This is a genomic window from Myxococcaceae bacterium JPH2 (assembly GCA_016458225.1).
Classification (GTDB): domain Bacteria; phylum Myxococcota; class Myxococcia; order Myxococcales; family Myxococcaceae; genus Citreicoccus.
In genome coordinates, this window is sequence record JAEMGR010000010.1 from 1 (window position 1) to 13871 (window position 13871).

The 13871-nt window shown below is 70.7% G+C and carries 1 protein-coding gene; it reads right to left on the reverse strand.

Annotation, left to right across the window (positions count from 1 at the left end; genetic code table 11):
* On the reverse strand, nucleotides 1-13611 hold a 13611-nt coding region (locus tag JGU66_17420), incomplete at its 3' end, for an amino acid adenylation domain-containing protein (GenBank protein MBJ6762554.1).
* Nucleotides 13612-13871 lie beyond the last annotated feature (260 nt).

Here is a 13871-nt window from a genome sequence, read left to right on the forward strand (position 1 = left end):
GGCGCGAAGCTGGTGCGCCAGTTGGTTGGCCTGTGCGTCCACCTCCGCATACGTCAGTCGCGTCCCTTCCGACTCCACCGCCACGGCTTCGGGACGCTTCGCCACCTGCTGCTCCACCAGGTGGTGCACCAGCTCGTCCCTCGGGTACTCCGCGGCGGTGTCGTTCCACGCCACCAGCACCTGCCCCCGCTCTGCCTCCGTGAGGAGCGAGAGCTCGGACAGTGGCGCATCGGGAGAAGTCACGGCCCATTCCAGGACGCGCTGGAAGTGCTCGCTCATGCGAGCGACCGTGGAGGCCGCAAACAGGTCGGTGCTGTACTCCAGGATGCCCTTGAGACCGTCCTCCGTCTCCGTGACATCGAGCGTGAGGTCGAACTTCGCGCCGAGACTCGGGATGGGCTGCAGACTCACCTTCAGCCCCGGCAGCGTCACATCCGGAACCGGTACGTTCTGGAGCGCGACGAGCACCTGGAACAAGGGCGGACGTCGCTGTCCTCGGGGAACGTCCATCACCTCCACGAGCTTCTCGAAGGGCACGTCCTGGTTCGCGTACGCGCCCAGGGCCATGCGCTTCACGCGCCCGAAGAAGGTCCGGAACGAGGGATCGCCCGAGAGGTCCCCTCGCAACACCAGCGTGTTGACGAACAGGCCCAGCAGGCCCTCCAGCTCCTTGCGGTTGCGACCCGCGATGGGCGTGCCGACGGTGATGTCCTCCTGGCCGGAGTAGCGACCGAGGACAACCTGAAGCGCCGCGATGATGCCCATGAAGAGCGTGCCGCCCTCTCGCAACGCCACAGCCTTGAGCTGCTCGGTGAGCGCCCGCGGCACGAGCACGGGCTGACTGGCCCCTCGGCCCGAAGGCTTCGCCGGGAGTGGGAAGTCCGTGGGCAACGCCAGTGCGCCATTCACGCCGCGCAAGGCCTGCTTCCACCAACTCAACTGCGCTTCCAGCTCGGCGCCCTGGAGCCAGCCTCGCTGCCACAGCGCGAAGTCGACGTATTGGAGGGGCGGCTCGGGGAGCTTCGTAGGCGCGCCCAGGCGACGCGCGGTGTAGAGCATCACCAGCTCGCGCGAGAGCACCGCGCCGGACCACCCGTCCGTGATGATGTGGTGGAGGACGAGCAACAGGACGTGCTCCTCCTCCCCCACCCGCAGCAAGGAGGCGCGCATCAGCGGCCCTTGCTCCAAGTCGAAGCGATGGAGGATCCGCTCGCGCAGAGCTGACAGCAGCTCGGTCTCGCGCCGAGCGGAGGGAACGTGGCGCAGGTCCACCTGCTCCAACGGGAGCGCCATCGAGGGGAAGACGTGCTGAATGGGCGCGTCGGCCGCGTGACGGTAGACCGTGCGCAGCACTTCATGTCGCACCACCAACTCCTGGAGCGACTTCTCCAGCGCGGCGACATCCAGGGCGCCACTCAGGCGCAACGAGATGGGCGAGTGGTACGCAACGCTCGTCGGATCGAGCTGAGCGAGGTACCACAACCGCTGCTGTCCGAACGAAAGCGGCAGCGGCCCCGCGCGCGACACGCGGCGAATCGCACCACCCGGAGCGCCCGAGGCCAGCTCCGTGCCACGCGCGGATCCAGAGCCCTGGGACACAGCCGCAGCCACGTGCGAAGAGGCAGGGTGCGAGCGAGACGCGGATGACTCGCCCCGCGACTGAGCCGACGGAACACGCGGCGGGGACGAAGCCCCATGCACGTCTGCGCCGGGCGCGCGCGGCACACTCGAGGATGGGCGTGCCACGACGGCGGACCGGCTGTCGGTGGCGGGTGGCTGGGTGACTCCTGGGCTGGGCGCCCGAGTCGAAGCGGGCCGCCGCGCAAGGTTCGCAAGAACCTCCACCTGCCCGTCCGCTCGGTATCGCGCCGAGACATGTGTGCCGTACAGGCGCGTCCCATTTCCCTCGGGGGATCCAGGCAGGCGCGCACGCGAGCGTTCCGGATCATTCCAGAAGCCGATCGGTACGGCCTCGCCCCCTACGAACAACTCGCCCACCACGCCCACCGGGGCACGACGCCCCGAGGCATCGAGCACGAACCGTGGCCCGTGGGTCTCGGTCGCCTGAGGCAACACGGGCACGGGAGAGACCACCCGCGCGGAGGCCGCCCGCTGGAGCGACGCGGCCAGCTCGACCGGGCTTCCCTCTGTCTCGTCCACGACCCACGTGCGCACCGAGCCCAGGCGCGCCTCGGCCTCGGGCAGGTTCGCGAGCGTTTGCGCGAACGCGGCGCCGCAGCGCAGATGCGCGGGCGACTCCGGGCGCAGCCAGTCCACCAGCGACGGACCCACGTCTTCGCGAGGCAGCACGAAGGAAGGACGCGCGCGGTCTCCCTGCACGCGGCGCCGCAGCGTGTCCAAGTGTCGCAGGCCCTCCATGGCCACGGCATGCGGGAGACCGAAGTCGACGAGGCACGCGACCTCATCCACGTCCGCCTGCCGGAGCTGCTCCATCCGCGCGACGAGCGAGTCCGGAGTGCCGAACAATCCGCCCGCCTCCAGGTAGCGCGTGACGCCCTGCTCCAGCAGCGTCTCCAGGTCCTGGGGCGACAGCTGTCGCACGTCGAAGCCCGAGCCCTGGCTGGCCACCAGTCCCTGGATCAGCTCCACCGAGCTGCGGAAGTAGCGCAGCAACGGCTCGCGCGCGAGGCGGGCCACGTCCTCGCGGCGCTCCGTCACGAACGTATGCAGCATCAGGACGACGTGGCCTCGGTCGTGGCCCGCCGCACGCCGCGCCGCCCGGTAGAGGGCCACCTTGCGGCCCAGCTCCTCGAAGTCCTGTCCCAGCCCGAGCACGTTGGTGAGCAACCCCGTGCCCAGCTCACCCGCCATCCGGAACGTCTCAGGGTTGAAGGCGGCGGTGATCCACAAGGGAAGCTCGGCTTGAACGGGCCGCGGGCGGATCGAGACGTCCACCTCGACTCCGGCGCCGTTGACACGGCGAATGGATCCACCCCGCCACAGCCTTCGCACCTCTTCCACGCCACGCCGCACGGCCTCTGGGCGCTGCTTGAAGTTCTCCGGAGCGAAGACGAAGTCGTTCGCGTTCCAACCCGTGGCAAAGGACACCCCCGCGCGTCCATCCGAGAGGTTGTCGATGACGGACCACTCCTCGGCCACGCGCACGGTGTCGTGCAGCGGGAGCACGACGCTGCCGGCGCGCAGGGACACGCGCTCGGTGACCATGGCCAGCGCGGCGGTCGTCGTGGTCGGGCTGGGATAGGGACCACCGAAGGCGTGGAAGTGACGCTCGGGCGTCCACACCGCGCTGAAGTCATGCGTGTCAGCGAACTTCGCGCCGTCGAGCAGCAACTGGTACTTCTCGCGGCCCGCCGCGTCAGCGTCCGCCGCGAAGTAGAACAAGCTGAAGTCGAGCGTGCGCGAGCCTCCCGTGCGCCCTGCCACGGAGCGGTCCTCGGCCACGGCTCCGGCCACGACGACCTGGAGTCCACGCGTGAGCGCCCACAACGTCTCCAGCTCGGCGCCATCGCGCGCCAATTCGGGCGTCACGAGCCAGAGCTCCCCAGGGCTCGCGGACATGCGCGCATCGAGCAACGCGAACCGGTGCCCGAGGTTCTGGTGGCTCAGCACCACCCGCGCCGAGTCCTCGCCACCGTGCTCCGGCACGAGGCAGGCCATGCCCTCCACCTCCACGCGCGGCAGTGCCCATTCGCTCGACACCGTATCTGGCGCCAGCGGGAGTCGGGCGACCCGAACGCCCGCCAGCTCCGACGGAACCCGCACCGAGGCTCCCGCCACGAGCACCGCGGGTTGTCCCTCCAAGGCCAGGGACGCCACCGTGCTCCATTGCGTCGGCGTCACGAGCGCATAGGCACCTCCCGCCGCGAGCACGCCCCACAGCGCGACCGCGCGCTCGAGCGGCGAATCGACACAGACCGCCACGGGGATGCCCGAGCCCACGTCCAGGCGTCGCAACTGGGTCGCGAGCGCGAGCGCCTGCGTCCGCAAGGCGCGCCACGTCAGCGAGCGCGAACCCTCGCGCAGGGCCACCGCTTCGGGCTCGGCCTCCGCGCGAGCCAGGAGCAGCGCGGGAATGGAGGCGGACCCCAAGGACGCACCCGGCTCGGCGCGCTCCAGCGACAGCCTCGACATCGCGAGGTCCGGAGACGCCATCGCGTCCGTCAGGAGCGCTTCCATCTGCGACAGCAGCCGCGCGATGGACGACGCATCGAACAAGTCGACCGCGTACTCGAGGATGCCGGAGAAGCCGTCCTCGTCCTGCCGCATGAGCACGGTGAGGTCCGCCAGCGCGGTGCCGTACTGCGCGGGAAGCTCGGTGACGTCGAAGTAGCTCAGCCGCAGCCCGGGGAACTCGAGGATGGGCGCGGACACATCCTGGGTGTGCAGGAGGAAGACGGCGTCGAACAGGCGGGACAGCCCGCTCTCCTCGCCAGGCTCCAGCTCGCCCAGGAGCTGCTCGTAGGGAACATCCGGGTTCGCGAACGCGGACAGGGTCGTGTCGCGCACGCGGAGGGCCAGCTCGCGGAAGCTCGGGTCTCCCTCCAGAGAGGTCCGCAGCGCGAGGGCATGGGCGACGTAGCCGATCTGCGGCTCCAGCTCAGGCCGGGTGCGGTTGCCGATGGACGTCCCCACCACGATGTCGTCCTGACCCGAGCACCGGGCCAGCAGCGCCTTGAAGCCCGCGAGCAGGGTCATGTACGGCGTGACGCCCTCACGCTGGCTGAACGCCTCCAGCGCGGTGCTGAGCCCCCGGGAGAACGCGAACGAGTGTCTCGCGCCGCGCCGCCGCGCCCCGGCCACGCGAGGCCGGTCGAGCGGCAGGGGCAGCGGCCCCGGTCGCCGAGCCAGCCGCTCCCGCCAATACGTCTGCTGCGATGACAGCGACCCGTCGACCACCGCTTGCCGCTGCCACGCGGCGAAGTCGATGTACTGGATGGGCAGCTCCGGCAATGCCACGGAGTGCCCGTGCACGAAGCCGGTGTAGAGCGCGACGGCCTCGCGGATGAAGTTCACCAGCGAGAGCGTGTCCGCGACGATGTGATGGATGGTGAGCAGCAACACATGCTCCGCATCCGCCAGGCGCAGCAGGTGGACGCGCACCAGCGGGCCCGCGTCCAACGAGAACGGGGCAGCCGGATCGAGCCGCGCGCGCCGCATCGCCTCCGCCTCGCGGTCCCCCGCGAACTCGCGCAGGTCCACGACCGGCACCGAGATGCGAACCTCCGAGAGGACGTGAGGCACCGCCCGGCCCGCCACGTCTCGGAAGACCGTGCGCAGGGACTCGTGACGACGGATGACGTCGTTGAAGGCGCGCTCCAACAGCGGCACGCGCAAGTCACCCGTGATTCGGATCGCGAGCGGCTCGTTGAAGATGGAGCTGCCGGGCTCCTGCCGCTCCAGTTCCCAGACGCGAGCCTGGACGACGGAGAGGGGCAGCTCGCCGGTTCGAGGAATGGGCGCGATGGCCACGCCGGCCCTGGCGGCTTCGGGCGCATCCACCTGGAGGCGGGCCTCGATGCGCGCGGCGAGGCTCGCCACGGTGGGCGCCTCGAACAAGTCGCTCAGGGGAATCTGGACGCGGAACTCCTCGCGAAGGCGCGTGAGGAGCTGCGCCGCCATGAGCGAGTTGCCGCCCAAGGCGAGGAAGTTGTCGTCCGGCCCGATGTCCTCCACGCCCAGGCGCTCGCGCCACAGCTCGGTCAGGCGCTGAGCGATGTCCCCGCGCGGCGCGGGCGGGGCGCTCGGGGCCACGACGACATCCGGAAGCGTCAGGGCAGGACGCACGACGTTCCGGGACTCGAAGGGATAGCCCGGGAGCGACACCCGATGGCGGCGCTCGTGCGCGAAGAAGCCTTCCCAATCCACCATCGCGCCGGCGCACCAGAGCGCCCCCAAGGACTCCAGCAGGGTCTGCTCATCCGAGTTCGACGTGCCCTGCCGGCGCAGCGACGGCACCACGCGCGCGTCCCGCTGCGTCCGGAGCGCTGGACGCGCGAGCGTGGTGAGGTGCTGATCCGGTCCCGCCTCGATGAACCAGCGACACCCGGACTCGACCAACGTGGCGAGGCCCGCCGAGAAGCGCACGGGCTCACGCATCTGCCGAGCCCAGTACTCGGGCGAGATCGCTTCCTCGGGACGGATCCAGGTGCCGGTGAGGCTGGAGACGTAGGGAATGGACGGCGCGTTGAGCGTCAGGCCGGCCACGGCCTTCTCGAGCAACGGCATCATCGGCTCCACCGCGCGGGAGTGGAACGCGTGCGCGGTCGCGATGGCCACCCTGCCCTCGCGCCGCTCCGCGAGCGCCTGCTCCAGGACCTCCAGTGCCTCGCGAGGTCCGGACACCGTGCAGCGATCGACCGCGTTGACGGCGGCGATCTCCACGCCCTCCGGCAACAGCGGACGCAGGGCCTCGACGGACATGCCCACCGCGAGCATGCCGCCCGGAGGCAGGCGGGACATCAGCTCGCCCCGCAGCACGGCCAGCGCGAGCGCGTCCTCCAGGGACAGGACGCCCGACAAACAGGCGGCCGCGTACTCACCAAAGCTGTGCCCCAACAACGCGCTGGGCTGGATGCCAAAGCCCATCCAGGTACGAGCGAGGGCGTACTCCACGGCCAGGAGCGCGGGCAGCGCGAAGCGGGGCTCTCGCAGGCGCGCCTCGGCCTCGGCCTCGCTCCCAGGCTCGGGGAAGAGCACCGCGCGCAGGTCCTCGGTCAGTCCAACAGTGGGGAGGATCTCCAGGCAGGCATCCAGCGCGCGCCGGAACGCGGGCTCGGACGAGTACAGGTCGCGCGCCATTCCAACCGACTGCGCGCCTTGCCCCGGGAAGAGGAACGCCACCTGCCGCGCTCGCGCCACCTCATTCGAGACGGCCTGCGCCGCCCGCCCCGGCTCCGCGAGCACGCGGGCCAGCTCCGCGCCATCCTCGACCACGACGGACTGGCGGAACTCGAAGGCCCGACGCCCCACGGCCCGGGTGTGGGCAAGATCCGCGAGGTCCACATCGGGGTGCGCGAGGACATGGCGGGCCAGCTCTTGCCCCAGCGTCCTCAGCGCGCCTTCGCTCCTCGCCGACAAGGTGACGAGCTGTCGACCGCGAGAGCTGCCCATCGGCAACTCAGGCGGCGGCGCCTCCTCCAGCACGAGGTGCGCGTTGGTGCCGCCGATTCCGAAGGAACTGACGGCCGCGCGCCGAGGCACGTCGCCCCGAGGCCAGGGCCGCAGCGAGGTGTTCACGAAGAAGGGACCGCGCGAGAAGTCCACCTCGGGATTGGGCTGCTCGAAGTGAAGGCTGGGCGGCACCTCGCCGTGATGCAGTGACAGGACCGCCTTGATGAGGCCAGCCATGCCCGCGGCCGTGTCCAGGTGTCCGATGTTCGTCTTCACCGAGCCGAGGGCGCAGTAGCCCCGCTGCTCGGTGTGCGCGCGGAAGGCGCGGGTCAGCGCCGCGACCTCGATGGGGTCACCGAGCGAGGTCCCCGTGCCATGCGCCTCGACGAGCCCGATGGTGGAGGCGTCCACGTCCGCGGCGGCGAGCGCGCGCGAGATGACCTCGCGCTGCCCCTGAATGCTGGGCGCGGTGTAGCTGACCTTCGCATCGGCGTCGTTGTTGAGGGCCGAGCCCTTGATGACCGCGTAGACGGTGTCGCCGTCGCGCACCGCATCCGCGAGGCGCTTGAGCACCACCACGCCCAACCCATTGCCCAGCACGGTGCCCCGCGCGCGGGCATCGAATGCGCGGCAGTGCCCGTCCGGAGAGAGGATCATCCCCTCCTGGAAGAGGTAGCCCGTGCGCTGAGGCAGCGACACCTTCACCGCGCCCGCGAGCCCCACGTCGGACTGGCGCGTGCGCAAGCTCTGGCAGGCGAGGTGCACCGCGACGAGGCCCGTGGAGCAGGCGGTGTAGACGTTGAGGCTCTCGCCGGAGAGCTTGAGCTTGTAGGCCGTCTTGGTGGCCACGTTCTCGCCGGTCGTGGTGCCGAGCGCCTCGAACAGAGCCGCTGGCTCCTTCTTCGTCTGGCCGAGGAGCGACAGGAGGTGCCCTCCCGACGAGCCCGCGCCGGCATACAGCGAGATGGCGCCCAGGACGCGCTGCGCGTCGTAGCCCGCGTCCTCCAACGCATGCCACGCGCACTCCAGGAAGAGGCGCTGCTGCGGATCCATCCACTCGGCCTCGCGCGGGGAGACCTCGAAGAAGCCCGCATCGAAGTCGTCGGCGCCATCCAGCACGCCCCCCGCCGGCACGAAGTCCGGATGCTCTCGCATCGCGGCGGACAACAGCGGCGAGTCCTCCAGCTCCTCGGCGGAGAAGCGCGAGATGGACTCCACCCCCTGCCGCAGGTTCTCCCAGAAGGCCTTCACGTCCTTGGCCCCAGGGAACCGGCCCGCCATGCCGACGATGGCGATGTCTCGCCCTTCCCCTTCGGTTCTCACCTCGGTCTCGGAGCGGCGTGGCGCGCGAGGCTCGGGCTCCACCCGCTCGCGCTCCAAGCGCGCGGCGAGCGCGTGCACCGTCGGATGCTCGAAGAAGTGCGTGACGGGGACCTCGCGCCCCAGCTCGGCGCGAAGCTGGGTGCTGGCCTTCACCACGGTCAGCGAGCTGCCTCCGAGCGCCTCGAAGAAGTGGTCATGCATGCCCACTCGGGGTACCTGGAGCACCCGCGCCCAGACCCCCGCGATGGTCCGCTCCAGCTCGGTCGTCGGCTCGACGGACTCCGGTGCGGCAGCGGCTGCGAGGGGCTCGTGCTCCGGCAAGGAGCGACGGTCGACCTTTCCTCCTGGCGTCAGCGGCAGGTGCTCCAGCCGCATGAAGAACGAGGGCACCCACGCATCCGGGAGCCGCTCGCGCAGGAAGCGACGCAACGTCCCCGCGTCCAGCTCTCCCTCGCCCACGACATAGGCCGTCAGGCGCGTCTCCCCTCCACGCTCGTGGGGGACGACCACGGCCTGTCGAACACCGGGGTGTCGGGACAGGGCGGCCTCGACCTCGCCCAGCTCGATGCGGATGCCGCGGACCTTCACCTGCGCGTCGCGGCGCCCGACGAACTCCAGGCGACCATCGGCGAGCTGACACACCATGTCCCCGGTCCGATACAGCCGCTCCCCCGGGTCCTGCGTGAAGGGATGGGGCACGAAGCGCTCGGCGGTGAGCGCGGGCTGGTTCAGATAGCCGCGCCCCACGCCGATGCCGCCCACGCACAGCTCACCCGGTACGCCCACGGGCACCGGCTGCATGTCGCGATCGAGCACGTACACGCGCGCGCCCGCGAGGGCCCGCCCGATGGACGGACGCCGAGGATCCACCTCCAGCTCCACGGTCGCGCAGATGGAGACCTCGGTGGGCCCGTAGCCGTCCAGGAAGCGCCGGCCGGCCTGCCACGCGGCGGCCAACTCCGGCGTGCAGGCCTCGCCCACGGAGGCGACCACCCCGAGCGCCGGCAGCGCGGACGGACTCAGCTGCGCGAGCGAGGTGGGCGTCGCGATCAACACGTCGATGCGCTGCGCTCCCAATACCTCCTGCAAGGCGGGACCCGCCAGGAGCGTGCCGGGAGGCGCGAACACCAGCTCCGCGCCCGAGCACAGCGCGGTGAACACCTCGCACACGGAGGCATCGAACCCGAAGGACGCGAGCTGGAGGATGCGCCGCCCTGGCCCCAGGCCGAGCGCCTCACCGAACGCGACCGCCGTATTGCTCAGCCCCCGGTGCTCGATGAGCGCGCCCTTGGGCGTTCCCGTCGAGCCGGAGGTGAAGAGGACATAGGCCAGGTGCTCGGGAGACACCGAGGACTCGGGCGCGGACTCCGGGAAGCGAGCGATCGCGCTCGCATCCGCGTCGAGCAGCACCAGCATCTCACCGCTCGTGCCCAGCTCGTCCGCCAGCGCCTCCTGGCTGATCAGCACGGGCACACGGGCTTCGCCCAGCATGGCCGCAAGACGACCGGGGGGATACGACGTGTCGAGCGGCAGGAAGGCGCCACCCGCCTTCAACACGCCCAGCAGCGCCACCACCAGCTCGGGCGTGCGCTCCAGATACACGCCCACCCGGACCTCGGGCCCCACGCCCACCGAGCGCAGGTGCGCCGCGAGCTGATTGGCGCGGGCATCCAGCTCCCGATACGACCAGGACCGCGTCCCCAGCGTGAGCGCGGGACCGCCGGGAGTCCGCCGCGCCCAGGCCTCGACATGGTGGTGCGCGCATCGGGCGGGAGCCGCGGGGCTCGTGTGGCTCCACTCGAGCAGCGCGCGCTGGCGCTCCTCGGGCGTCAACATCGACAGCTCGGAGACGCGACGCTCGGGCTCCGCCACGGCGCCCACGAGGAGCATCTCCAGGTGACGCAGCATGCGCGCCACCGTGTCCGCGTCGAAGAGGTCCGTGGCGTACTCGCACAGCAGCTCGACACCCGTGGCCGTCTCGGTCACGCAGAGCGTGAGGTCCAGCTTCGTCGCGCCTGTGTCGCCCAGGCTGCCTTCGAGCGTCAGTCCACCCGGCAGGCGCGCCGAAGTGGGCAGCGCCTCCTGGAGCACCAGCTTCACCTGGAACACGGGCGCATGGGACAGGCTGCGCTCCGGGTTGAGGGCGCGGACCAGCTCGTCGAAGGGCAGGTCCTGGTGCGCCCACGCGGCGAGCGCCTCGTCATGGAGTCGCGCGAGCACCTCGCGGAAGCTCGGCGCGCCGGAGAAGTCGCCACGCAGAGGGAGCTGGTTGACGAACAGGCCCAGCAGCCCCGCGAGCTCCGGGCGCGCACGGTGCGCGGCGTCCACGCCGACGACGAGATCCTCCTGTCCCGAGTAGCGATGAAGCAGGAGCTGAAACCCCGCCAACAACGTCACGAAGGGCGTGGTGCCGCCATGGCGCGCCAGCGCGCGCACCTGCTCCCAGGTCGACAACTCCAAGCGGCGGCGCACCTGCGCGCCTCGGTAGGACTGGACAGCGGGACGAGGACGATCGCCACGCAACTCCAAGACCGGTGGAGTTCCAGCCAGGTGCTCGCGCCACCAGGAGATCAACGTCTCCAAGCGGGTGCCCTGGAGCCACTGCCGCTGCCAGATGGCGTAGTCGCCGAACTGCACGGGAGGGTCGGCAAGCACGGGCGCGCGCCGCTCCAGCGCCGCCGCATAGAGCTCACCCAGCTCCCCCACCAGCACCCGCATGGAGCCGCCGTCCGTGACGAGGTGATGCATCGTCAGGAGCAACACGTGGCGCTCGGACTCCAAACGCAACAGCGTGGCGCGGAGCAGCGGGCCTTGTCCCAGGTCGAACGGGCGACGGGCCTCCTCGCGCGCCAGCCGGAGGACCTCGGCCTCGCGCGCGGCCTCGGGCGACGAGGACAGCTCCACGACGGGTAGCGCCAACGCCACGGACTCGAGGACGCGAGCCAGGGGCTCGCCCTTCGCGTCCTCCGCGACGACCATGCGGAGCACTTCATGCCGCCGCGTCAGCGCTCGCAGTCCGCGCTCCAGCGCCGAGGCATCCAAGCGCCCCGCCAGCCGCGCCACCACCGGGACGTTGTAGAACGCGCTTCCGGGTTCCAGGCGCTCGAGGAACCACAAGCGCTGCTGCGCGAATGACAGGGGCGGTGACCCACCCGCTGGACGCCGAGGAATGGCCTCACGAGCAGGCTCGCGCGTCCGGCGCGCGGCGATCTCCCGCACCAATTCAGCGGCGCTCGCGCCCCGGAGCAGGGACTCCATGGGGATCGCGACGCCCAGGTCCCGCTCCAGGCCGTGCGCCAACTCCACGGCGGCGAGCGAGTCGAGTCCGTATCGCGTGAGCGGGACATCGGACTCCAGCGCCTCCACCCGGGAGCCCAGCCGCGCGGCGATGCGCGCGAGCACGGACGACTCCAGCGACGGCAGCTCCCCCTCCGCGAGCGCATCCGCGGCCTCGCGAGACTCGAAGCTCCCCGCTCGCCACACGTGCAGCTCGCGCAGCTCACCAGCCAGGAAGGCCTCACGGCTCGCGGCGCGCCGCACCTTCCCGCTGGAGGTCTTCGGCAGGCTCCCCGGATCGATGAGCACGAGCGCGGCGGGGAGCACCTCGTGCACCTCCGACAGCCGCTGACGGATCGCGCCCGCGACGTCGTCGATGGAGCCCTCCAGCTTGCGTGCGTCCACCTCCTGCACCACCACCAGCCGCTCCTCGCCCTCCAGGTCGAGGGCGAAGGCCGCGCCACACCCGGGCCGGAGCGCCGGGTGGCTCTGCTCCACCGTCAGCTCCAGGTCCTGCGGATACAGGTTGCGTCCGCGCAGGATGATGAGGTCCTTCTTCCGGCCCGTGACGTAGAGCATCCCCGCGTCGAGGAACCCCAGGTCCCCCGTCCGCAGGAACGGCCCCTCTCCGCTCGCGAGGTGCGCCTGGAAGACCTCGCGGGACTGCTCGTCGCGTCGCCAGTAGCCCCGGGCCACGCTGGGCCCTCGGACCCAGATCTCTCCCACGTCCCCCTGGGCGCGGACTCGCGCCGTCTCGGGGTCCACGACGAGGACCTCCTGCGACGACAGCGTCCTGCCGCTGCCCACCAGCACGCGACCTTCCCCGAGGACCGGCGCCGCGTGCCCCTGCTCCAGCGCCTGGATGTCCACGCGCCGCAAGCGAGGCGGCTCGGCCTTCACGCCGCCCGTGACGATGAGACTGGCCTCGGCCAGGCCGTAGCAGGGATAGAGCGACTCGCGCCGGAAGCCGTGCGGCGCGAAGGCGTCGGTGAAGCGCTGCAGCGTCTCGGCGCGGATGGGCTCGGCGCCGCAGAAGGCCACCTCCCAGCGGCTCAGGTCCAGCCCTTCTCGCTCCGCCACGGGGATGCGACGCGTGCACAGCTCGAAGGCGAAGTTGGGTCCGCCGCTGATGGTTCCGCCGAAGCGCGTGAGCGCCTCCAGCCAGAAGCGAGGGCGCTTGAGGAAGGCCAGCGGCGACATCAGCGCGGTGTGGAAGCCCTGCGCCAGCGGCACCAGGATGCCGCCGATGAGCCCCATGTCGTGATACGGCGGCAACCAGATGACACCCACGCTGTCGTCACGCGTCTGAAACGCACCGCGTATCAACCCGAGGTTGTGCAGCAGGTTGCGGTGGCTCAGCATCACGCCCTTCGGCGTGCCGGTGGAGCCCGAGGTGTACTGGAGAAACGCGAGCGACTCCGCCGAGACCTCCGGACGTCTCCACCCCGTCTCGTGCTCCAGCTCCGGCGCATCCGTCGCCACCCAGCGCAGCGCGCGCAGGTCCGGTGCGTCCTGGGTGAGGAACTCCGCCATCTCCGCGATGACGGACGTGGTGAGCACCACCGTCGCGCCCGAGTCCTCGACGATGGCGCGCAGTCGAGGCAGCGTGCGCTCCAGCCGCGTGGGGTCCGGCGGATACGCCGGCACCGCGACACATCCCGAGTAGAGACAGCCGAAGAAGCCCGCCACGTACTCGACGCCTGGCGGATACAGCAGCACCGCGCGCTCCCCCGCCGAGGCCACCGACTGGAGCCGCGCGGCGATCCTTCGTGCGCGCGCGGCGAGCCCGTCGCTCGTGAGGGTCGCCTCGCCTCCCGGTTCATCCTCCAGGAACGTGTACAGGCGCTGCGAGGCGTGGGTGACGCTTCGCTCTTCGAGGAGTTCGATGAGAGTGCTGGGCTCGGTCATGGCGAGAGACACGCGGGCTGTCTTTCTGCGGTTCCCTCAATAGCCGAGACTTCATTCATTTCGCCAATGTCTTGAGAAAAGACAGACAGGCGAACCCACGGCTCGGTCCAGGCTCACAGCAACCGTGAAGCTCCAACGGCAATCGGCACCTTCGCGCGACATCAACGTGAACCAGACAACACTGTGACTCCGCGCATGGGCGGACTCTTGACACGCTTCCCGCGACGTGGCACTAAGGCGCCCAATAACGATAATGAGAACCATTCTCACTA